The 21988-nt window shown below is 69.0% G+C and carries 23 protein-coding genes and 1 pseudogene; 10 read left to right on the top strand and 14 right to left on the bottom strand.

Annotated features, from left to right (window positions below; all coding sequences use genetic code 11):
- Positions 1-75: 75 nt before the first annotated feature.
- Entirely contained in the window at positions 76-909 is an 834-nt protein-coding gene (locus AC1DMQ_RS03765; RefSeq protein WP_477032208.1) for a helix-turn-helix transcriptional regulator, read from the top strand.
- A 7-nt stretch (positions 910-916) separates the two neighbouring features.
- Here AC1DMQ_RS03765 and AC1DMQ_RS03760 read toward each other — a convergent pair whose 3' ends face one another.
- Entirely contained in the window at positions 917-1663 is a 747-nt protein-coding gene (locus AC1DMQ_RS03760) for a siderophore-interacting protein (protein ID WP_477032207.1), read from the bottom strand.
- Positions 1663-2358, bottom strand: coding sequence for an O-methyltransferase (locus tag AC1DMQ_RS03755; protein WP_477032206.1), 696 nt, complete (start codon positions 2356-2358; stop codon positions 1663-1665). The genes AC1DMQ_RS03760 and AC1DMQ_RS03755 overlap by 1 nt, the downstream gene beginning before the upstream one ends.
- A gap of 147 nt (positions 2359-2505) precedes the next feature.
- Here AC1DMQ_RS03755 and AC1DMQ_RS03750 point away from each other — a divergent pair, with 147 nt between their 5' ends.
- On the top strand, positions 2506-3315 hold the full coding sequence (locus AC1DMQ_RS03750) for an AraC family transcriptional regulator (RefSeq protein ID WP_477032205.1): 810 nt from the start codon (positions 2506-2508) through the stop codon (positions 3313-3315).
- A 4-nt stretch (positions 3316-3319) separates the two neighbouring features.
- On the opposite strand, the gene AC1DMQ_RS03745 is transcribed toward AC1DMQ_RS03750, so the two are convergent.
- Complete coding sequence (locus AC1DMQ_RS03745) at positions 3320-4378, bottom strand: LacI family DNA-binding transcriptional regulator (RefSeq protein WP_477032204.1); 1059 nt, start codon at positions 4376-4378, stop codon at positions 3320-3322.
- A gap of 201 nt (positions 4379-4579) precedes the next feature.
- Between AC1DMQ_RS03745 and AC1DMQ_RS03740 the strand changes: the two genes are divergently transcribed.
- Positions 4580-5107, top strand: a complete 528-nt coding sequence (locus AC1DMQ_RS03740) for an NTP transferase domain-containing protein (protein ID WP_477032203.1) — start codon at positions 4580-4582, stop codon at positions 5105-5107.
- Between the two features lie 79 nt (positions 5108-5186).
- Here the strand turns inward: AC1DMQ_RS03740 and AC1DMQ_RS03735 are convergent, their stop codons facing one another.
- Genes AC1DMQ_RS03735 through AC1DMQ_RS03715 form a run of 5 tightly spaced genes read right to left on the bottom strand, consistent with a single transcriptional unit; the run spans position 5187 to position 9897 of the window.
- Positions 5187-6728 (bottom strand): flavodoxin domain-containing protein, encoded by a 1542-nt coding sequence (locus AC1DMQ_RS03735; protein WP_477032202.1) that lies wholly within the window; start codon positions 6726-6728, stop codon positions 5187-5189.
- The gene (locus AC1DMQ_RS03730) at positions 6725-7750 is read right to left on the bottom strand and encodes an FAD:protein FMN transferase (RefSeq protein WP_477032201.1); all 1026 of its coding nucleotides are present in this window, start codon (positions 7748-7750) and stop codon (positions 6725-6727) included. Before AC1DMQ_RS03730 ends, AC1DMQ_RS03735 begins: the two co-directional genes overlap by 4 nt.
- A 55-nt stretch (positions 7751-7805) precedes the next feature.
- Positions 7806-8711 (bottom strand): DUF4198 domain-containing protein, encoded by a 906-nt coding sequence (locus tag AC1DMQ_RS03725; RefSeq protein ID WP_477032200.1) that lies wholly within the window; start codon positions 8709-8711, stop codon positions 7806-7808.
- 17 nt (positions 8712-8728) lie between these two features.
- Positions 8729-9256, bottom strand: coding sequence for a DUF2271 domain-containing protein (locus tag AC1DMQ_RS03720; RefSeq protein ID WP_477032199.1), 528 nt, complete (start codon positions 9254-9256; stop codon positions 8729-8731).
- A gap of 11 nt (positions 9257-9267) precedes the next feature.
- Positions 9268-9897, bottom strand: coding sequence for a PepSY-associated TM helix domain-containing protein (locus tag AC1DMQ_RS03715; protein ID WP_477032198.1), 630 nt, complete (start codon positions 9895-9897; stop codon positions 9268-9270).
- A 267-nt stretch (positions 9898-10164) separates the two neighbouring features.
- Here AC1DMQ_RS03715 and AC1DMQ_RS03710 point away from each other — a divergent pair, with 267 nt between their 5' ends.
- From AC1DMQ_RS03710 to AC1DMQ_RS03690, 5 genes are all read left to right on the top strand, one after another.
- Positions 10165-10533, top strand: a complete 369-nt coding sequence (locus AC1DMQ_RS03710) for a response regulator (RefSeq protein WP_477032197.1) — start codon at positions 10165-10167, stop codon at positions 10531-10533.
- 229 nt (positions 10534-10762) lie between these two features.
- Positions 10763-11668: a hypothetical protein gene (locus tag AC1DMQ_RS03705; protein ID WP_477032196.1), complete on the top strand. Its 906-nt coding sequence runs from the start codon at positions 10763-10765 to the stop codon at positions 11666-11668.
- Between the two features lie 2 nt (positions 11669-11670).
- Entirely contained in the window at positions 11671-12720 is a 1050-nt protein-coding gene (locus AC1DMQ_RS03700; RefSeq protein ID WP_477032195.1) for an OmpA family protein, read from the top strand.
- A 417-nt stretch (positions 12721-13137) separates the two neighbouring features.
- Positions 13138-15072: a M61 family metallopeptidase gene (locus AC1DMQ_RS03695; protein ID WP_477032194.1), complete on the top strand. Its 1935-nt coding sequence runs from the start codon at positions 13138-13140 to the stop codon at positions 15070-15072.
- Between the two features lie 135 nt (positions 15073-15207).
- Positions 15208-15714, top strand: a complete 507-nt coding sequence (locus AC1DMQ_RS03690; protein ID WP_477032193.1) for an FKBP-type peptidyl-prolyl cis-trans isomerase — start codon at positions 15208-15210, stop codon at positions 15712-15714.
- A gap of 143 nt (positions 15715-15857) precedes the next feature.
- Here AC1DMQ_RS03690 and rutA read toward each other — a convergent pair whose 3' ends face one another.
- From rutA to AC1DMQ_RS03660, 6 genes and pseudogenes are all read right to left on the bottom strand, one after another.
- Positions 15858-16928, bottom strand: coding sequence for a pyrimidine utilization protein A (rutA, locus tag AC1DMQ_RS03685; protein ID WP_477032192.1), 1071 nt, complete (start codon positions 16926-16928; stop codon positions 15858-15860).
- Between the two features lie 3 nt (positions 16929-16931).
- A complete protein-coding gene (gene rutD / locus AC1DMQ_RS03680; RefSeq protein ID WP_477032191.1) occupies positions 16932-17747 on the bottom strand; it encodes a pyrimidine utilization protein D in 816 nt (271 codons plus the stop codon).
- A 3-nt stretch (positions 17748-17750) separates the two neighbouring features.
- Positions 17751-18155 carry a pyrimidine utilization protein C gene (gene rutC, locus AC1DMQ_RS03675; RefSeq protein WP_477032190.1) on the bottom strand — a complete coding sequence of 135 codons (405 nt, stop codon included), beginning with the start codon at positions 18153-18155 and terminating at the stop codon, positions 17751-17753.
- Positions 18156-18177: 22 nt separating this feature from the next.
- Positions 18178-18266: pseudogene (locus AC1DMQ_RS03670) on the bottom strand (hypothetical protein); the annotation flags it as partial.
- A gap of 28 nt (positions 18267-18294) precedes the next feature.
- Complete coding sequence (gene rutB, locus AC1DMQ_RS03665; RefSeq protein WP_477032189.1) at positions 18295-18996, bottom strand: pyrimidine utilization protein B; 702 nt, start codon at positions 18994-18996, stop codon at positions 18295-18297.
- Between the two features lie 145 nt (positions 18997-19141).
- On the bottom strand, positions 19142-20794 hold the full coding sequence (locus AC1DMQ_RS03660; RefSeq protein ID WP_477032271.1) for a sensor histidine kinase: 1653 nt from the start codon (positions 20792-20794) through the stop codon (positions 19142-19144).
- Between the two features lie 258 nt (positions 20795-21052).
- Between AC1DMQ_RS03660 and AC1DMQ_RS03655 the strand changes: the two genes are divergently transcribed.
- Positions 21053-21352: a hypothetical protein gene (locus AC1DMQ_RS03655; protein WP_477032188.1), complete on the top strand. Its 300-nt coding sequence runs from the start codon at positions 21053-21055 to the stop codon at positions 21350-21352.
- Between the two features lie 99 nt (positions 21353-21451).
- Positions 21452-21895, top strand: a complete 444-nt coding sequence (locus AC1DMQ_RS03650) for a hypothetical protein (protein WP_477032187.1) — start codon at positions 21452-21454, stop codon at positions 21893-21895.
- The last annotated feature ends 93 nt before the right edge of the window (positions 21896-21988 follow it).

Genomic DNA, 21988 nt, shown 5'->3' with positions numbered 1-21988 from the left:
GGAGAGGGATATCGCCCTAGGATGATCCTATTAAAGTAGTGACTTTATCCTAGTATAATACCTAACAGGATCGGCATGAGCGTCGAGACGGAAAACCGGTTGGGAGCCTATCTCAAGGACCGCCGCACGCGCCTGGATCCGGCCGCCCTGGGGTTCCCGGCGTCGCGCCGGCGGACGTCGGGCCTGCGCCGCGAAGAGGTCGCCCAGCGCGCCAACATCAGCCCCACCTGGTACACCTGGCTGGAGCAGGGGCGGGGCGGCGCGCCCTCGGCCGACGTGCTGAACCGGATCGCCGGCGCCCTGATGCTGACCGATGTCGAGCGCGAGCATGTTTTCCTGCTCGGCCTGGGGCGTCCGCCCGAGGTTCGCTACAAGGCCAGCGAGGGGGTGTCGCCCCGCCTGCAGCGGGTGCTGGACGGCATGGCCTTCAGCCCCGCCATGATCAAGACCGCGACCTGGGACATCATCGCCTGGAACCGCGCCGCCGCCGTGGTGCTGACCGACTACGGCGCTCTGCCGCCCGACCAGCGCAACCTGCTGCGGATGATGTTCGGCAACCCCCGGGTCCGCGCCGCCCAGCACGACTGGGAACGCGTGGCCCGGTTCGTGGTCAACACCTTCCGCGCGGACGCGGCGCGGGTCGGTGCGATGTCCGAGGTCAGCCAGCTGGTCGACGAGCTCTGCCTGACCAGCCCCGAGTTCAAGCGCCTTTGGCTGGAGAACGACGTGCTCGCGCATGGCGAGGGGACCAAGCACCTGCGCCACCCGATCCTGGGCCCGCTGGCGATGGAATATTCCGCCTTCGTCGTCGACGGCCGGCCCGACCTGAGCATGGTCGTCTACAACCCGGCCACGGACGCGGACGCCGAGCTGGTGCGGTCTTTGGTGGAGGGGGCGACGGGGGCGTGATCGGGCGTTAATCCAGGCCGATCTTGCCGGGCGCCCAGTAGGCCTTGCTGGCGATGCGCCCCGGCGGGACGCCATGAAGCTTCAGGCCCTGGCGAAGCCTTTGGACGGCGCCCGCCCTTCCGGTCAGCACGAAGGACGCACCAGCGGCGACCAGCGGCGCGAACGTGCTCGCCATCGCCTCGAGATGCGCATCGTCGCCAGTCCTCGCGAATAACCCGGCGTCGGGAAGACCGAGCCGAGCCATGACCCGTTTGGCGTCTTCGACGTCGCCGACCTCGAAGGCGCATGAAATCGGTCGGGCGCGGTCCCGCGCCGCCAACGCATGCGCCAGGCCCATCGAGGTTTCGTCGCCGAAGACAGCCAGCGGCCCGGCCATGCCTCCAACCTCCAGCGAGGCGCGCGGGCCGAAGATGTCGCATTCGGCGCCGGGTTGGAGCGCTCGCAGCCAGGCGCTTCCCGGCCCGGCGCCATGCGCGAAACCGAGGATCCGGGTGCGCCCCTTCGCGCTATCCCAGTCCATCGGGGTGTAGGTGCGCGCCGTGAACGCCGAACCCATGGCGATCTGGATCTTCTGTCCGGGTGTCCAACTGACGCCCGCCAGGGCCGGCCCCTCCAGCGTGACAAGCCCGAAGCGGTCGGCCAGCGGTTCGACGGCGACGACGGTCGCGCGCTTCATCAGCAGCCGCGTCAGCGCCTGGCTCAGGCGTCCCGGCGCCTTGGGGGGCGGCCGCAAGGACAAGGTCATCTTGGCCATCACTTCACCCTCACGGCGAACTCGTTGCCGCGACCTTCATCAAGGGGCAGCGTCTGGGCCAGGTAGCCGTTGTCGGGGTCGCGCACATAGCTCAGGTAGTCGGGGTCGAAAGCGTTCTCACCCAGGACCACGGCGCCGGGGCGCAGATAGGGTTCCACGAGCTTGAGCACCGGCAGGTAGAGCGAGAACGCGCCGTCCACCAGCAGCAGATCGACTTCACCGCCGGCGTCCTTCAGCGTCTCGCGCGCATCGCCTTCGCGGATCTCGACCAGATCGCCGAGGCCCGCCGCCTCGAGATTGGCGCGGGCTCGAGCCACCTTGGCGGGCTCGAACTCCGAACCGACGAGCCGGCCGCCGCCATTGTCGCGCAGGGCCGCGGCCAGATAGATCGTCGAAATCCCCATCGAGGTGCCGAACTCGATGATGCGGGTCGCCTTGCAGGCGCGGGCCATCGCGTAGAGGAAGCGCCCATACTTGGCGGTGACGGCCAGGTAGTTGCCCGCATAGCGGCGATACACCGCCCGATAGTCGGAGCGCTCCTCGGCCAGCAGGCCCGCGATCAGCTCGTCCATCGACGCGCCCGGGGCCTCGATGGCCGCCATCATCGCCTCCAGGTGCTCCCGATCCGAGGCCTCGGCGTCACCATGAAGTCGGATCAACAACTGCGCGACGCGTTCGCTGGCCAATGTGGTCACGATGATTTCCTTCCGGGCTCCAAGTCGATGCGGTCTCGACTTCTCCAGGGGTCTGCGATAGCCGTGGCCAGGCTTGGCGTCATTCCGAAGTCTGGACAGAATGTTATTCAATCCCGCCATCGATGATATCCGGCCGGAGCGCGCGCCTTGCCGATCCTGAACGCCGCGCCGACCGACGACTGGATCGAACCCGACGACGTGCCTCGCCCGATCGTGGCGTTCGGCGCGGAAATGGACGGCGTCGGCGAGATCGAGCTCGATCACCATCGTCACAGGAAGGGCCAGATCATCCTGGTGCAGCGGGGCGCGCTCAGCTGCGAGGTCGAAGGCGGGCTCTGGATCGTGCCGCCGCGCAGCGCCATCTGGATCCCCGGCGGGGCGCTGCACGCCATCAAGGCCAGCGGGACGCTGGAAGGCTACAACGCCTTCATCGATCCGGACGTCGGCGTGGGCCTGCCCGAGGCCTGCCGGGCGGTGTCGGTGACGCCCTTGCTGCGCGAACTGCTGGCCCGAGCCGCGCACCTGCCCTACCTCTACGAGGAGGGCGGCGCCAATTCGCGCCTGGTGTCGGTGCTGCTGGACGAACTGGCGCAGGCGCAGGTCGAGGACCTCCACCTACCGATGCCGAGCGACCCTCGCCTGCGCAGGATCGTCGAGGACATGATGGCCTCGCCGGCGGCTCGGGGAACCCTGGATAGCTGGGCCCGGCGAGCCGGCATGAGCGAGCGGACCCTGATGCGCCTGATCGCCCGGGAAACCGGCATGAGCTTCGGACGCTGGCGCCAGCAACTGGGCATCGTGCTGGCCGTCAAATGGCTAGCCGGGGGCGCCTCGATCCAGACGGTCGCCGCCGACCTCGGCTATGAGAGCGCGCCCAGCTTCGTGACCATGTTCCGAAAGGCGCTGGGCGCCTCGCCCGGTCGCTACATGGCCGAACGGCATCCGACGCGAGGCTGACGTCCTACCCCTCCGGGGCCGGCCCCGTGGAATCCCGCACGATCAGCGTGTGCGGGTGCATCAGCTGCCTCGGCTCGCCGGCCTTGCCGCGTTTGCGGCGGATCTCTTCCAGCACCAGGTCGACGGCGGCGCGGGCCATGGCGGCGATGGGCTGGTGGACGGTGGTCAGGGCCGGCCAGATGTTGGCGGCGATCGAGGTGTCGTCGAAGCCGACGATCGACAGGTCTTCCGGCACGTCCAGGCCCATGCGGTGGGCGACGCCCGCCGTGGCCGCGGCCATGTCGTCGTTGCCGGCGAAGATGGCGGTGGGGCGGTCGTCCTCGCCCAGCAGCCGCTCGGCGGCCTCCAGGCCCGAGCGATAGGTGAAGTAGCCCTGCTCGACGCGGACGTTGCCGTCCGGGACGCCGGCCGCCTTCAGGGCCGACAGGAAGCCGTCCAGGCGCTGCTGGCTGACCGTCTGGTTGGGGTGGCCCTTGATGACGCCGAAACGCTTGTGGCCCAGGGCCAGCAGGTGCTCGGCCAACTCGTAGGCGGCGGCCTCGTTGTCGATGCGGATGGTGGCCATGTCGGCGCTGGGCATGCCCGGGGCCACGGCCACGGCGGCGGCGCCGGCCTTCTTGACCTCGGCCAGCACCTGGGCGCTCTCGCACAACGGGGCGGGCAGGATCAGGCCGTCGACGCCGGTCTTCAGCAGGCGGGTCAGGGTGGCGCCGGCCAGCTCGGGCTCGGCGCACTTCTCGATCACCACCTGCGCGCCCGTGCGGCTGCTTTCGTCCAGCGCCCCGACCAGGAACTCCGACAGGTAGCCGGTCGACGGGTTGTCGTAGAGCAGGCCGATGCGGAACGGGGCCGAGCCGGCCAGGCTGCGGGCGGCGGGGTTGGGCGCGTAGTTCAGGTCGCGGATCGCCGCGTCCACCAGGGCCTTGGTCTCGGACTTGACCGTCGTCTCGCGGTTGATGACCCGCGACACGGTCATCGGCGACACGCCGGCCAGGGCGGCCACGTCGCGGATGGTCGCGCTCTGGGTCGTGCGGCGGCGTTGACGCTCGTTACGATCGTTCATCGATGTTCCGTCCCTTGATCGCGGCGGACACTAGACCGTTTCGGCCGCGTCTTGGAAGACAAGCCGCAAGTCTTTGATGGAGCACGCGGTCCGGCGGCGCGATCACGAAGCGTGGTTTCCTGTCCTGACCTGCTTTCGTCCGAACCCGTCGGGCCACGGGCGGGTGCAGACGGCGAACTTTGTCTGACCTAGTCTGTCGGCATGAATCTGTTTGGGGCGATCATCCTGACCGGCGGCGCCTCGCGTCGCATGGGCGCCGACAAGGCCGCGCTGGAATGGGACGGCCAGCGGGCGGTCGACCGGGTGGCGGCCCTGGCGACGGCGGCCGGCGCGGTCCGCGTGCTGACGGCAGGCAGCGATCACGGGCTGGAGCATGTCGACGACCCGGCCCCAGGCGCGGGCCCGGTGGGCGGGGTGCTGGCCGGGGCGCGGGCCCTGGCGGCGCACGGCCTGACGCGGGCCCTGGTGCTGGCGGTCGATGCGCCGACCGTGACGGTCGAGGACCTGGCGCCGTTGCTGGCGGCCGGGGAGCCGGGAGCGTTCTACGAGGGGCTGCCCGTGCCGATGGCGCTGAAGTTGGCCGCCTTGCCGACGGACGCCGAGGCGGGCTGGCCGCTGCGGCGGCTGGTCGAGCGGGCGGGGCTGGCGGCGCTGGCCTGTGACGAGGCGCTGCGGTTGCGGCTGCGGGGGGCGAATACGCCGGAGGAGCGGGATCGTCTGTCCAACTGACGGGGACATGCCCTTGCGGCGTGTCCCCAAGTTTCGCACTGCATCTGCCGGGGACACGCACAAGTGCATGTTCCCGGCCTCAGTACACGTCCCGACGATACCGTCCTTCATCCGCCAGGCGCTCCATCGTCTCTCCGCCCAGCACCGACACGAGCACGGCGTGGACGTCGCCCGACATCCCCTCCAGCGAGCCGCAGACATAGATCGCCGCCCCGTCGGCGACCCAGGCGCGCAGGGGCTCGGCGGCTTCCATCAGCCGGTGCTGGACATAGACCTTGCGGTCCTGGTCGCGGGAGAAGGCCAGGTCCAGGCGGGCCAGCACGCCAGCCGCCCGCCAGGCTTCGATCTCGTCCCGATGGAAGAAGTCGTGGGCCGAGGTGCGCTCGCCGAACACCAGCCAATTGCGGTGACGTCCAGAGGCCGCGCGGGCTTTGAGGTGGGCGCGCAGGCCGGCCAGGCCGGTGCCGTTGCCGATCAGGATCAGCGGCCGGTCGTCTTGCGGGCCGTGGAAGGCGCGGTTGGTCCGCACCCGCGCGGCGATCTCGGCGCCTTGCGCGGCGTGGGCGGTCAGCCAGCCCGAGCCCAGCCCCGGCTTGCCGTCGGCCCGCTTCATCGCCCGGACCAGCAGCTCGACCCCGCCGTCGGCCGGCAGCGAGGCGATCGAATATTCGCGGTGGGGCAGGGGCGGCAGGGCGTCGACCAAGGTCTGGGGCGTGGCCGCCGCGAAGCCGTCGTCGTGCGGCAGGCGTCGCCAGGACAGGGCCTCGGCCAGGGTGGCGGCCTCCTCGGCGACGACCAGGGCCGAGCCGTCCAGCCCCAGCCGGACCAGCAGGGCCGCGACCTCGGCCGGGTCGTTGCGGGGACCGACCTCCAGGATGTCGCCGGCTTCCCAGGTCGCGGCGTCCAGCGCCTCGAGCCGGATGTGGAAGGCCGCGTCGGCGGGGCTGCCAGGGTTCAACCGGCGGCGATCGACCAGCCGCCAGCGGCCGTAGCGCGGACGGGTCCAGTCGGGGGCGTCGGTGACGCCGGCCAGCACGCCGACGTGGCTCTGCCAGTGGCGCAGGGCGGCCGGATCGCCGTCGTCGACCTCGACCCGGTCGAACAGCGGCGCGGCGCCGTGGCGGGCCAGCCAGGCGTCCAGCGTGCGGCCGAACGCGCAGAAGTGGGTGTAGCTGCTGTCGCCCAGGGCCAGCACGCCGTAACTGAGGCCGTGCAGGGCGGGCTCGCCGCTCATCACGTCACGAATGAAACGGCGGGCGGTGTCGGGGACGTCGCCCTCGCCGGTGGTGCTGACCACGAACAGGGCGCGGCCGGCGGTGGTGAGGTCCGACGACGTCACTTCCGCCAGGCTCTTCAGCGTCACCCGCGCGCCGGCGTCGCCCAGCAGCTTGGCGGTGGCCATGGCCAGTTCCTCGGCGAAGCCGGTCTGGCTGGCGTGGACGACCAGGATGGGCGCGCCGGTTCCGGTCGACAGGGCGTCGGCGGCGCGGCGCGTGGCGCGGCGGCGCAGGGCCTCGCGCAGGGCGATGGCCAGGCAGAACAGGACGTAGACGCCCAGCACCAGGCCGGCGGTCCACAGGCGGCGGGCCTCGGGCGTCAGGGCTTCCCAGAAAGCGCTCATGCGTCGAGCATCGCCGACAGGGCGGGCGACAGGCGCTCTTCCAGGCCCGCCGGGCCGCGCGCCAGGATCATCGCGGCCAGGCCGTGCTGGGTCGCGAAGGCCAGGGCGGCGTCGGGGGCCATCACGGTCAGGGCCGTGGCGTAGGCGTCGGCGCGCATGCAGCTCTTGTCCAGCACCGTGACGCTGACCGTGGCGTTGGCGACCGGGGCGGCGGTGGCCGGGTCCAGCGTGTGGGCGTAGCGGCGGCCGTCGTGTTCGAAGAACCGGCGGTAGTCGCCCGAGGTCGCCACGGACAGGCCGTGCAGGGCGACCAGGGTGCGCGAACCGTCGTCAACTGGATGAAGATGCGCGCCTCCGCGCGCGGGGGCGGTGGGCGGCCGCTCCAACTCGACCCACCAGGGCTGGCCATCGGGCTTGGCCCCGGTCCCGCGCAGCTCGCCCCCGACCTCGACCAGGTAGGAGCGGGCTCCCGCGCGGTCGAGGGCGGCGGCGACCTGGTCGACCGCAAAGCCCTTGGCGATCCCGTTGAGGTCCAGGCGCAGGCCGCCGGGCTGGAACAGGCTGTCGCCGTCCAGGGTCACGCGACGCCAGCCGGCGGCCGTGTGGGCCTCGACGACGTCCTGGGTTTTCGGCGGCTCGCCGGAGAAGGGGCGGGGCCCGAAGCCCCAGAGGTCGACCAGGTCGCCCAGCGTCGGATCGAAGGCGCCGTGCGTGGCCTCGGCCACGTCCAGGGCGCAGCGCAGCACCTGGGCGAAGGCCGGGGGCAGGGCGGTCCAGCTGCCGGCGGCCGCGCGGTTGTAGCGCGACAGGTCCGACAGCGGCTCCCACGGGCTCATCTGCTCCACCACGCCGTCCAGCTCGCGCTGGGCCATGGCGGTCAGGGCGTCGGCGTTCGCGGTCGGCGGGGCGACCAGCTTGACCGACCAGGTCGTGCCCATCGTCTGGCCGGCGAGCGCCAGCACCGCGCCGCCGATCGGGCGGGCGGGCGGTTCGGCCAGCTGGGGGACGAGGACGCGGGTCATTGCGGGATCGCTGTCGTCCCGGGCGGAGCGCGGCCCGGGACGACAGCAGCAGGGTCTACGGCCGCAGGGCTTCGAGCGTGGCGGTGTAGCTGGCGCTCATGCCGTTGCCGGCCAGGGGCGTGGCGGGGGCCGGAGCCGCGCCGGGGGCGCCGCCGCCCATGCCGCCGCCAGGACCGCCCATGCCGCCGCCGGGACCGCCCGGACCACGGCCGGTCTCGCCCGTGCGCACGGTGGCGTTCAGCCAGTACATGCCCGCTTCCGGGAAGGTGACCTTGAACGAGCCGTCCGCGCCGGTCTTGACCTTGAAGTCGCCGGGCGTGGCGCGATAGCGCGAATTGCCGGGGGCCAGGGTCACTTCCAGGTCGGCGGCCGGCTTGCCGTCCAGCAGGAACTTGAAGGTCGCCGCCTCGCCCGCCACCAGGTCGTTGGGGTGGGTCACGGGCACCAGCTCCAGGCCCTTGCCGGTCGGGGCGAACACCGTGGTGGTCGGCGCGTCGCGGGTGACGAAGGTTTCGTTGCGGTTGAAGCTCTTGATGGTCTTCAGGTCGGCGGCGCCGGCCGGGACCTGCTTGGCGAAGTCGTCCGGCGAACCGCGGAAGCGCTTGACCTGGCCGTCCTGCGTCCAGCTGGCCATGACGGTGCTGGTGGCCGAGCCGATCTTGTAGGTGCCCGGCTTGGCCAGCTGGACGTCGAAGGTCGAGCGGTACTTGCCGGTCGTGGCGTTCTGGATCTTGTCGACCGAGCCGTCGGGCGCGGTGACGGTCACCGCGTCCAGCCGCATCGGATTGTGGTCGGCGTAGAACAGCTCGTTGGAGATCGCCGCGTCGACGGTCACCCAGGCGCCGTCGCCCGACAGCACGGTGAACGACGGCACGATCCAGCCGCGGTGGGCGCTGGCGGCCGAGGGCAGGATCAGGGCAATGCCGGCGGCGACGGCGAGAAGGCGCTTCTTGAAGGTCATGGCGTTTCTCTCTGGTTCTATTTGACGGCGACGGTGACGGCGCCGACTTCGGCCGTCCCCTTGGCGGTGGCGGGCTTGCCGGGCTTGCCCCCAGGGGCGCCCCACACGAACGGCACGCGGACGGCCTCGTGGCCGCCGACCTCGCGGGCCGCCTCGACCACCAGGGTGTAGGCGCCGGGCTTGAGGTCTTTCAGCGGGCCCTTGGCGCCGCTGAACACCAGCTTCTGCGGACCCGGCGCGCGGGTCGCGCCGCTGAGGCCGTCGGCGGGGAAGGTCATGGTGCGGCCGGCCTTGCGCCACCACTGGCGCATGTCCTTCAGCCACTTGGTCCCTTTGTCTTCCTTGGAGTCGGCGTCGTACCAGACGGCCAGGGTCGCGGAGGCCGAGGCGTCGGGCGCCTCCACCCAGATGGCGACGTAGGGCTTGTGGTACTCGGCGACCGTCAGGCGCGGCACCTCGACGGTGACGTTGAGGTCGGCGGCCAGGGCCGGAGCGCCGGCGACGGCGGCACCGGCGAAGGTCAGGAGAGACAGGGAACGCTTCATGTCGGGACGCCTCACAGGTGGACGAAAAGGATGACGAGCAGCAGCGGGATCACCAGACCGCCGGCCACCAGGGGCCAGGTCAGGGGGCGGGCCCGGGCGTGGAACTGCAGGAGGATCAGGCCGGTGACCGCGAAGACCACGCAGGCGCCGGCGAAGATGTCGATGAACCAGCCCCAGGCCTTGCCGGCGTTGCGGCCCTTGTGCAGGTCGTTGAGCAGGCTGATCGCGCCGCGCGTGGTCTTCTCGTGCTCCACCGCGCCGGTCGCGCGGTCGATGCTGATCCAGGCGTCGCCGCCGGGGCGGGCCAGGGCGATATAGACCTCCTCCTCCGACCACTCGCCCGCGCGGCGGGTGATGTCGGCGTCGACGGCCTTGTCCAGCCAGGTCTCGACCCGGATCGGCAGCGGGCGCTTGCCTTCGACCGGACCCTTGGCCAGTTCGGCCAGCAGGTCGGCGGGCACGGTCGCCTTGCGGCTCACCACCTTGGGCTCGGCCTCGATCTGGCCGGCGTGGTTCAGGGTGAAGCCGGTGATCGCGAACAGCAGCATGCCGATCAGGCTCAAGGCGGCGCTGATCCAGTGCCACTGGTGCAGCTGCTTGAGCCAGAACGAGCGGCTTTGCTGGGCGGGTGCGGTCTTCACGAAATCCAGAGGCGGGAGGTTTGGGAGGCGGGAGGGCCTTGGCTGAGCTTCATGCCCATACTTGAGAACGACTTGCAAAAGCAAGCCTTCCCGCGCGAAGCCGACCGCCCGTTCCGGCTTTCCGATCGGATTAGGGAAATTTCGATCACCCCCTGCTTGGATCGCCCCCTGCTTGGATCGCCCAGTGCGACGATAGCGCACGGGGACGCGCGCCGCAGGGGCGGCTACACCTGTTTACCAGTTGTTAAGCACGTCCGGGGGCGAGCGTTGCGCAAGATCCTAGTCGCGGAGGACGACATCCTCCTGGCCACCATCCACGAGATCACGCTCAGCGAGGCGGGGTTCGAGGTGCTGGTGTGCCGCGACGGCGAACAGGCCCTGGAGGCCATGGACGCCTTCGATCCGGACCTGCTGATCACCGACTTCTCGATGCCCCGCATGAACGGCGGCGAACTGATCAAGGCCACCCGCCGCCGCCGCGGCGCCCGCACGGCCGTGCTGCTGGCCTCGGCCCGCGACGAGCACCTGCTGAAGGAAGACGAACGCGGCGACGCCCGCCTGGAAAAGCCGATCTCGCCGGCGAGGCTGCTGGGCGCGGTGAGGGCGCTGGAGGCGCGTTGGCCGGAAGCGGCGTGAGCGGGCGGCGGTCAGCATCTACCTTTGGCGCGATGCCGTCAGGTCCGGACCTGCATCGACCGAATCCGGCGGAACGTCGCATGAAACCCAACGACCTCCGCGACGGTCGGCCCGTCGACCGGAGCTCGCTGGCTCCGAAAAAACCTATAATATAGATAACGGCGTTATTGCTTAATTGCCTCGATTGCCTCTAAGGTTGCAGATCTTTTTTGCATGTCTCGGGGGTTACATGCGTTTCCAGTCCATTGCCGTTTCGCTAATTGTGCTCCTAGCGGGTGCAACCACTCCAGTACAGGCTCAGGCACCAGCCGCACCTTCGGCTCCAATAGATGTATGTGCGCCAGCCTATGCCGCGAGGATCGCTGAAGCGAGCGCTAGCGCTCGCGCCGATCTCCAGGCCAAGGCCCTGACCAACTTGGTCAACGACGCAAGGAGCCAGCTCGGCGACAAGTCGTCGGTAAAGGCGAAGATCGACGCGCGGTATGCAGTGGCCGCCGCCGGCGGCCTAGCCCAAAATGCCTATCTCGACACCGCTCAAAGCTACTTCTGCTCCATGCGGAAGGCGGCTACGAACGACGCTGCCAAGGTCGCGATCATAGACAGGCAAGAGAAACTCTTTCGTGTCCAGGTCCTAAAATATTTCGATCCTGGGCTGTGGGTTATCGAAGCGACTGACAAGCGCTCGGCTGTTCTTGACGGCTTTACCGACGCAGCGCCGCAGCCGCCGCTGGTCGCTAGGGGCTTCGTCGACGCGGCGATCCCGACCTACAACTTCGATACCGTAAAGCTGTATGAGATCACGGGCGAAGCAACCTTCGCCAATGCGGCATCAGTCTCAGCTTGCGCAGGTATCGTCCGTCGCTCAATCAAGCGCATCAGCCCGTCGGTGCTTTCCAACCTTCAGAATCTGCGTGGCACCGTGATCGATTGGATGAGCGGGGATCAGACTAACGCTCGACTGGATATGTGGACCTATACCGCCTCGCAGATGGGTAACCTTGTGGCGACAGCTGGCACCAAGGAGGAATTCGATATCAAGCCCGAGACGATCGTCTGCATGGAAAAGGTGCGTGACGAATCTGCAGCCAAGACCAGTGCCCCGCCTGCCCCACCGTCCACGCCGCAGATCGGCTGACGTTGGCCAAGCGGATCATAACTCTTTCGACAGCTCGCGTCTGTGCGGCCGCATTGGCGGTGTGCAGCCTGTCGGCCTGTGCCCATGACGGCGTGGCTGTCGGTGGTCAGACCGCCAAGGAAGAAGTGAGGGAGCGCAAGCAGCGCTGCGATACGATCGCTCGTTCCCTTGAGCCTGATCGTGGGGGCTCGGGCGGTGTGTCGGTCCTGAATTTTGGTTTGAAAGGCGAATACCGCGTCGACCACGTCAATAACGTCAAGGACGAGTATCTGACAGCCTTGCAGGGACTCCTGGTGGACTGCCGCGAATGGCAAAGGTCGGCGATCTCAAACCGTGAGTGGCTGGAAGCACGTAAGCGCTTCGCGCTCGTCTATACCAGCAAGCTCGATGCCGCTGCCGTCGATGCGGCGATCCAGAAGCTCGGTGAGGTCTTTACTTCCGGCATCAGCGATCAGGCTGACAAGGCCCAAGCCATCCAGGCCGAACTGACGTCGCTGCGCGAGGCGCGCGACCAGGACGGTCAGGTCCTCGAAACCCGCATCCGCGAACTCATGGATCTCGTTGAAAACCTCCGTGAGGATGTGCGGACGAGATCGGTGACGACGACACCCATGACGTCAATAGGACCCGGTGGGCCCGTAGTAACGAAGCCAGAACAGGGGGCGGAGATCTCTGGTGTCGAGCGTCCAAATCTCAAATTCCAGTGGACGATCAGCTTTGAGGTCGGTCAGGCAGCGCCTGATCTCACCCAACTGGACCAGGCTGCAGCAGCGCTCAAGACACTGAAGACACGAGAACCAGCAACGCGGTTCGAACTTACCGGTTTTGCCGACACGATCGGCGACGAGCGCGCTAACTTGGCGCTGGCGGTTCGTCGGGTGCAGGTGGTTCGCCGCGCGCTCGACAATAGAGGGATACATGGCGCCACAGCCGTGGCGGTTGGTGAGACTGAGGCGTTCGGGAACGCGTTGGGCGCCAATCGCGTCGTGTTGATCTCGGCCTACTTGCCGGCCGCGCGCCTTCAGCCTGAGGCGCGCTCGACCGCGCGCTGATCGTCGCTAGGCCCCGTCGAAGTTCCGGCTCCGATGCACTCAACCCAGTTCGCCGGCATCGACGCTACGGTTTTGCACGCCGCTCCGGACCGCGTTGAGCTCGCGGAGCTTATAGGCCTGAGGGGCGCCATTCTGGACCGATGCGAGCGTCCGCTCCTGGCGCACTTCGGTCCCGTGAGGAACGGCTTCGAAAGCGACAGCCATCCTGGCTGATGATCGAAAGGTCGGCGCTCGGCCACCCGCCAAGTAACCCCGGTCACCCAAAGACACCGCCTGCCCGCCGCTTGGGCGGGCGTCGAAAAGGCGATGAACCACGCGCCCTCCACGACACATGACCTCGACAAGCACGGCTTTAGAGGAGAAGTATGCCGCCTTTCGTCGCGGGAGCATGCCTGCGCGTCGCATTGGGGTCGTTTCTTGAAAACGCTGTTCTTTACCGCCTCCGCCCTCGCCATGTCCTTGAGCTTCGGGGCCGCCTTCGCCCAGGAGCGCGTTCCGGTCCAGGCTCCGCCGACCCCGGCGATCGCCGCCGCCCAAGACGTGGCCTATCCCGGCGTGCTGAAGCTGTCGGTCGACGCCACCGACCTGGACCGCCGGATCTTCCAGGTCCGCGAGACGATCCCGGTGGCCAAGTCCGGCCCGATGACGATCCTGTATCCGCAATGGGTTCCCGGCGGCCACTCGCCCCGCAACGACCTGGACAAGGTGGCCGGCCTGGTGATCACCGCCGGCGGCAAGACCCTGCCGTGGACCCGCGACCCGGTCGCCGTCCACGCCTTCCACTTCGACGTGCCGGAGGGCGCGACCGAGGTCCAGGTCAGCTTCCAGTTCCTGACCCCGGTGAAGTCGGACGTCGGCCGCATCCTGGTGACCGACGACATGCTGAACGTGCAGTGGCTGCAGCTGGGCTTCTACCCGGCCGGCTACTACACGCGCCGCGTCCAGATCGAGCCGACCGTCAAGCTGCCCGAAGGCTGGGCCTTCGGCACCGCGCTGGAGAAGGCCTCGACCAGCGGCCAGAGCACGACCTTCAAGACCACCACCTTCGAGACCCTGGTCGACTCGCCGATGTTCGCCGGCCGCTACTTCAAGCAGGTCGACCTGGATCCGGGCGCGGCCGTGCCGGTGCGCCTGAACATCGTCGCCGACAAGCCCGAGCTGCTGGAGATCAAGCCGGAAGCGCTGCAGATCCACCGCAACCTGGTGCAGCAGGCCTACAAGCTGTACGGCGCGCACCACTACGACCACTACGACTTCCTGCTGGCCCTGACCGACAAGATGGGCGGCATCGGTCTGGAGCATCACCGCTCCAGCGAAAACGGCGTGGTGCCCAAGTACTTCACCGACTGGGAAAAGACCTATGTCGGCCGCGACCTGCTGGCCCACGAATACACCCACTCGTGGAACGGCAAGTTCCGCCGCGGCGCCGACCTCTACACCCCCACGCTGAACGAGCCGATGCGCGACAGCCTGATGTGGGTCTACGAGGGCCAGACCCAGTACTGGGGCAACGTGCTGGCCGCCCGCTCGGGCCTGCAGACCAAGCAGCAGGGCCTGGAGTCGCTGGCCATGACCGCCGCGCTCTACGACACCCGCGCCGGCCGCAACTGGCGCAACGTGCTGGACACCACCAACGACCCGATCATCTCCAACCGCAAGCCGGCCTCGTGGACCAGCTGGCAGCGCAGCGAGGACTACTATTCGGAAGGCCAGCTGATCTGGCTCGACGCCGACACGCTGATCCGTGAGAAGACCAACGGCAAGAAGTCGCTGGACGACTTCGCCAAGGCCTTCTTCGGTGTCGAGAACGGCTCGTACGTGGTGCTGACCTACGACTTCGACACCGTGGTCCAGACCCTGAACGGCGTGGTGGCCTATGATTGGGCCACCTTCCTGAAGACCCGCGTCGAGGGCCTGTCCGAGCATGCGCCGCTGGATGGCCTGACCCGCGGCGGCTACAAGCTGGTCTATACCGACACCCCGACCGAGTTCTTCAAGGCGGCCGAGACCAAGGGCAAGATCGTCAATCTCAGCTACTCGCTGGGCATCACGATCGGCAAGGACGGCCTGCTGTCGGCGGTCAACTGGGACACCCCGGCCTTCAAGTCGGGCCTGACGGCCGGCGAGACGATCGTGGCGGTCAACGGCACGGCCTATTCCGACGACCTGATCAAGGACGCGGTCAAGGCCACGGCCAAGGCCGACGCCCCGCTGGTCGAGCTGCTGATCAAGGACGGCGAGCGCTACCGGACGGTCAAGATCGACTACCGCGGCGGCCTGAAGTACCCGCGCCTGGAGCGCATCGAGGGCACGCCGGCGCGGCTGGACGACATCTACACCGCGCGGAAGTAGGCGCCCGCGCCACGGATGATGAAGGGGCCGCCGGTGGAAACGCCGGCGGCCTTTTCGTCATCCCGCCACGGTCTTGATGCCGCCATCAGTTCCGTGGAAGACAGCTTAGCTTCAAAAACGCACCGTGAGTTTCAGATGAACCGTATCGCCAGCCTGGCCCTGGGCCTCTGCCTGATCTCCGGCCCCGTCCTGGCGCAGCAGCCGTCCGCGCCGCCCCAGCTGTCGGCGGCCGTCGACACCACCAAGACCCTGGCCGAGGGCCAGGCCTTCCTGGCCAAGAACGCCAAGGCGCCGGGCGTGGTCACCACGGCCTCGGGCCTGCAGTACAAGGTGACGACCTCGGGTCCCAAGACCGGCCCGTCGCCGAAGGTCGGCGACATCGTCAAGGTGCACTACGAGGGCAAGCTGCTGGACGGCACGGTGTTCGACAGCTCGTTCCAGCGCGGCCAGGCGGCGATCATGCCGGCCGACGGCCTGATCCCGGGCTGGCTGGAGGCCCTGCCGATGATGCACGTCGGCGACGAATGGACCCTGTGGATCCCGGCCGACCTGGCCTACGGAGAACGCACCGCCGGCCCGATCCCGGCCAACAGCGTGCTGGTGTTCCGGCTGCAGCTGGTGGGGATGCTGGCGGTGGATTGATGATGAGCGTGGGAGGGGGGCGAACACTTGCCCCCTCCGCGCCTGCGGCGCTCCTCCCCCAAAGGGGGAAGAGGACGCCGCGCGAACTTCCTCCGCCCCATGCGGGGCGGACAGGCGGCGAAGCCGCCAGGTGGGGGCAAGTGTTAGCCGCCTAGACCCTTCCGGCTCGCCATCAGCGGCTGGATCTTCGTCCCGAAGTTCTCGACCCCCGCCACGAAGTCGTCGAACACCAGCAGCACCCCGGCCGTGCCCTCGACCGCGGCCACCTCGTCCAGCATCCGCGCGACGCTTTCGTACGAGCCCACCAGCGTGCCCATGTTCAGGTTCACCGCCGATTCCGGCGCGGCCAGCTGGGCGGTGTTCGTCGTGGAGCCCGCCGCCGCGTTGGGCGCGGCCTGGTTGGTCAGCCAGGCCAGGGCCTCCTGGTCGGCGCCGGCCCGGTAGGCCTGCCACTTGGCCATGGCCGCCTCGTCGGTCTCGTCGGCGATGATCATGAACAGGATGTACGAGGCCACGTCGCGGCCGGTCTTGTCGGCGGCGGCCTTGAGGCGGTCGTTGACCCCGCCGAAGGCGGTGGGGGTGTTGGTCCCCTTGCCCAGGGCGAAGCTGTAGTCGGCATATTGCGCCGTGAACGCCAGGCCCTCGTTGGACGAGCCGGCGCAGATCAGCTTGGTGTCTTCGGGATGCGGGCTGACCCGGCAATCGGTCATCTCGAAATACTTGCCCTTGAAGTTCGAGACGCCGGTGTCGAGCAGCTCGCGCAGCACGGTCGCGTATTCGGCCAGGTAGTTGTAGCGGTCGGTATAGTGGCCCTCGCCCGGCCACAGGCCCATCTGGTCGTACTCGGCCTTCTGCCAGCCGGTCACCAGGTTGATGCCGAACCGGCCGGGGGCGATCGAGTCGATGGTCGAGGCCATGCGCGCCACGATGGCCGGCGGGATGGTCAGGGTGGCGGCCGTGGCGAAGATCTTGATCTTGTCGGTCACGGCCGCCAGGCCGGCCATCAGGGTGAAGCTCTCGAGGTTATGCTCCCAGAATTGGGTCTTGCCGCCGAAGCCGCGCAGCTTGATCATCGAGAGGGCGAAGTCGAAGCCGTACTTCTCGGCCTTCTGCACGATCTCCTTGTTCAGCGCGAAGCTCGGCATGTACTGCGGAGCCGCCTCGGAGATCAGCCAGCCGTTGTTGCCGATCGGGATGAAGACGCCGATTTCCATGGGTTATTCCCCCTCTTGAAGGTCGCCGCCGAGGAAGCTCAGCAGGCGTGAATTGAAGGCCTCGGGCGCGGTGACGGTGAAGCCGTGGCCGCCCCAGGGCGCGATGTCGAGCACGGCGTTGGGCAGGCGCTCGGCCAGGCGGCGCGAGCAGGCCAGGGGCACCAGCATGTCGTCGGCGCTGGCGCTGACCAGCACCGGGCAGACGATGCGCTCCAGGTCGGCGTCGATGTCGAACTCGAGCAGGGCCTGGATGCGGGCCCGCATGACGTCCGGGTCCGGGAAGCCGTGGATGTGGTGCACCTCCTCGGCCTCCAGGCGGGCGTTGTTGGCGCTCAGCCAGTCGGCCGGATACAGGAACAGCGGCTGGGCGTGCACATAGGCGGCGATGCCGGTGTTGTTCAGCAGGGCCAGGCGGGTGTCGAAACAGCGCTTGATGTGCGGGTCGGGCCGCGACCAGCCGTTGACCACAACCAGCCTGCCCATGCGGTCCGGATGGTCCAGCGCCATGGCCAGGCCCGCGTTGCCGCCCGCCGCGTGGCCCACCACGTGGGCGCGGTCCAGGCCCAGGGCGTCCATGACCTTGACGATGTCGTCGCCCATGACGGCCACCGTGTGCGGATCGGTCAGGGTCCGCACGCTGCGGCCCGTGCCGCGATGGTCGTACAGCACCACCCGGAAGCGGCTGGTCAGGGCCGCCATCTGCGGGGCCCAGAAGGCGCCGGAACCGCCCAGGCCGGCCGACAGGATCACCGTCCCGCGATCCGCCGCGGGACCGCCGTGAACCTCGTAGTACAGCCCGTCGACGGTCCCGCTCTGCATCGTCTACTTCTTGCCCCCGTCTTTTTGGCCGATGTGGGCGACGGAAGCGATCTCGACCACGAAGCCGGGCTTCACCAGGCCGCACTGGATGCAGTAGCGGGCCGGTTTGTCGCCGGGGAAGTACTCGGCATAGACCTTGTTGATCGTCTGGTAGTTGGACCAGTCGGTCAGGAAGATGTGGTTCATGGTCACGTCGTCCATGGTGCCGCCGGCGGTCTCGATGACCGACTTGATGGTCTCCAGCACCTGGCGGGTCTGGGCCTCGGCGTCGTCGGGGAAGGCGACGTTGTTGTCCTTGTCGAAGGCCAGGGTGCCGGAGACGTAGACGATCCCGTCGGCCAGGGTTCCCGGCGAGAACGGGGCGATGGGCGTGCCCGTGCCGGGCGGGAGGATGATGGTCTTGGGCATGGTGCTCTCCGTGATTGCGAGGCCCTGCGTCCTTCGAGGCCGCTTCGCGGCGCCTCAGGATGAGGAAATCAGTTGGCTCAAAAGGTCCTCATCCTGAGGTGTGAGGCGCAGCCGAGCCTCGAAGGACGCAGGGCGCGGCTCACGCGCCTGCTTCCCTCTGCCCCACCGCCCCCTTGAAGTCCGCCGTGGTCGAGACCCAGCCGAAGAAGGTCTCGATGTTGAACAGCGCGGCCTTCTGCACGAAGTCGGGCCCCGCCTGGTGGGTGGCGTCCTCCAGCACGGTGCCGAAATATTCCAGGAAGAAGCCGTCGCGCAGGGTCGATTCCACGCAGACGTTGGTGGCGATGCCCACGAACACCAGGTGGCGCACGCCGCGCGAGCGCAGCACGCTGTCCAGCTGGCTGTTGAAGAAGCCGCTGTAGCGGGTCTTGTGCAGCACGATGTCGCCGGGGACGGGTTTCAGCTCGTCGACCAGCTCGTAGTCCCAGCCGCCCTTGGCCAGCAGCTTGCCCTGCAGCTCGGGCCGGGCGCGCATGGTCTTCAGGGCGTTGGACTTGTGCCAGTTGGGCGAGCCGGGGCCGCCGGCCTCGACATAGTCGCTGTCCCAGCCGTTCTGGAAATAGATCACCGGCATGCCCGCAGCCCGGGCCACGTCCAGCACGCCCTTGATCTTGTCGATCACCGCCGCCGCGCCGCTGATGTCGAACCCGGCCAGGTCCAGATAGCCGCCGGGCGAGGCGTAGGCGTTCTGCATGTCGATGACGATCACTGCTGTCTTATCGACAGGGAGCGCGATCGGCTCGGGCCGGGCCGGCAGCATCAAGGTGTCGGGTGTCGTCATACGCTCGATCTCTCGCTGGGCGCGTCCCAGGGGGGTGAGCGACGCAGGTAAGACCATCGCGGAGCGCGGCGCAATCGATCGATGAACGCCGATATGCGCCTTGGGCCCGATTGCCTAGGTCTTGGGCTAATTCAGAAACGACTTACTAAATCTCGCCCTCTGGATTTCCCGCCCTGTCCTCGGCCTCTTCCTTGCCGGTCCGGGGCAGGGACAGGGTCAGGACGCAGACCAGGCCGCTGGGGCGGTAGTCGACGCGGGCCTCGCCGGCCAGGTCCGACTTCAGGCTGGCGGCGATCAGGCGCGAGCCGAAGCCCTTGCGGGCCGGCGGCGACACGGTGGGGCCGCCGCGCTCCTCCCAGTGCAGGGTCAGCCGGTGCAGCGCGCCGGGATCCACGTGCCAGACCACCGTCACCGAACCCTCGGGCACCGACAGGGCGCCGTACTTGACCGCGTTGGTGCCCAGCTCGTGGAAGACCATCGACAGGGCCAGCGCCGCGTTGGGCGTCAGGGCCACCGGCGGGCCCGCCAGGACGGTGCGGTCCAGATAGGGCTCCAGCGTCTCCTCCAGGATCTCCTTGAGGTCGGCGCCCTCCCAGACGCTCTGGGTCAGCAGATCGTGGGCCCGGGCCAGGGCCATCAGGCGCTCGTTGAAGGCGTGCAGGCCGGGGGTATCGGCGGGGCGGCCCAGGCTCTGGCGCGCCAGGGATTGCACCGTGAACAGGGTGTTCTTCACCCGGTGGTTAAGCTCGTTGATCATCAACTGCTGGCGCTGGTGGGCGCGCAGCTCCTCGGCCTCGCGGGCCCGCAGCTGGGCGGCGGCGTCGTGCAGGGCCGCGCGCACCTCGGCGATCTCGCGGAAGCGGTCGGGGACCAGGGCGATCTCCTCGCCCGCCGCCATGGCCTTGGCGTCGGCGCCCAGCCCGCGCACCGAGGCCGAGATGTCGCGCGAGACCACCAGGGCCACGCCCGCGCCGATGACCAGCAGCAGCAGGCTGGCCGCCGTCAGCCAGCCCACCGACGACCAGTTGGCCCGGCTCAACTCGGTCCGCGGCACGCCGACGATGAACGACCAGCCGCTGCTCGACGACCGGGCGAAGGCCGACAGGGTGGCCGTGCCGTCCAGCGTATGGCTCAGCGCGACCCCTTCGTTGCCCCGGGCCATGGCGGCGCGCATCTCGCCGCTGACCTTGCGGCCCATGAAGCGGTCGATGTCCTTCGAGCGCGCCATCAGCGACGCGTCGCGGTCGACGATGCTGGCCGTCCAGCTGTGCGGGATGTTCTGGGCGGCGAAGATCGACGAGAAGGCCTTGGGCGACTGCTGGTAGGCCAGGTCGTACAGCTTGCCGTCGACGATGACCGGCATGTCGATCGACACGAACGGCGGGAACTGGTCGGCCTTCTGGGGCCGCACCAGGTTCGACACCGAGGTGCGGCCGGCGCGGATGGTCTGCCAGCGATAGTCCGGCAAGCCGATCCCGGGCGGGGGCGCGCCGGCGGGATGACGGGTGTTGACCAGCTGCCGCTCGTTGTCGAGCAGCACGATCCAGCCGTCGCCGCCCTGCACGGCCGCCCGGGCCTGGCGCTCGAAGGCGGGGATGTCGCCGGAGATCAGGGCGGGCGAGACGGCCAGGGTCTGCAGCACGCTCTGGCCCTGGCCGATCTGGCGGTCGGTGGCCAGCAGCAGGGCGCGGGTGGTGGCCATCAGCTGCTGCTCGTAGCGCGCCCGGCTCTCGCCGAACTCGGCGCGGGCCAGCAGGGCCATGAAGATGGTGGCCGGCACGACCAGGCTCAGGGCCATCAGCAGCAGGCGCCGGCGCACGGTGCCGGCGGCGAGCGAGGGCGAAGTCGTTACGGGGTCGGGGGCGACCGGGTCTTGCAAGGGCGGAACGGGCTCATCCTGCGGGATCGGCCTCAAGAGAAGGCGACCGCCGCGCCGGGTCAAGCGCTTAGGGCGCCAAAGAGGTCGACCGGGCGGAGCGGCAACCTTCGGCGGTCCTCCGGGTTCTCTTGCTCAGCCCACGGCAAAGATGTCGGGGATTTTGGGAGACTTCACAGCATGCGTATCGTCACCATCGCGGCCGTCGCCGCTCTCGCCCTCGGCGCCGCCGCCTGCCAGCCCAAGGCTGAAAAGGCCACCGAAGCCGCCGCGGACGCCAACGCCGCCGCCGCCTCCAGCCAGCAAGCCGCCGACGCCGCCGCCCAGGCCGCCGGCTCGGCCACCACCGCCGCCCAGACGGGCGACACCGCCACCGCCAAGGCCGCCGGCGACACCGCCGCCGCCGCGGGCGACCAGGCCGAGAAGGCCGGCGACGCGGCTGAAAAGGCCGGCGACAAGGCCAAGGACGCCGCCCACTAGGCATCCGGATATCGAACGGAAAGGGCCGGCTCCGCCACGCGGGGCCGGCCTTTTTTCTGGCGGGCGGAGCGAAGGCCGTGGGGGCGGCGTTGTCCCCTCATGCCCAGAACCCGCAAGCCCCGCCGCAAGGCCACGCCCGCCGACACCTTCGCCCTGGCGACCGCCGGCGCCGAACTGGCCCTGGCCTCGCTGCGCGTGGTCAACGCCCGCACGCCGATGATCGTCCAGGCCCTCCAGGACCCGATGCGCGGAAACTACGCCGAGCTGACGCGCATGGTCTCTGAAAAGCCGCTGGCCTTCGCCCAGGGCGCCTCGGCGGGCGGACCGGCCTGGCTGGCCATGGCGGCGGAGTCCAATCGCTACCTCGCCCAGGCCTGGAAGACGCCCAGCTTTGGCGTCGCGCCGGCCATGTCCGCCTCGCTCGGCGCCTTTGCGTTCTGGGGGCGGATGATGTCGCTGGGCGTGGCCTGGCAGTCGGCGATGCTGGCCCCGGTCCACGCCGCCGCGACGGCCAACGCCCGCCGCCTGAGCCCCAAGGCTTGACCGGAAAGTCCGGGCCCGCCGCGTCCGCGAACGCGATTTTCCCTAGCCGCGCGCCGGAATTGACCCTCATCCTGAGGTCTGACGAAGTCGAAG

This window comes from Caulobacter sp. 05L422, assembly GCF_056397765.1.
Note: the sequence above shows the minus strand (reverse complement) of the source record. Positions and strands in the feature narration are given on the sequence as shown.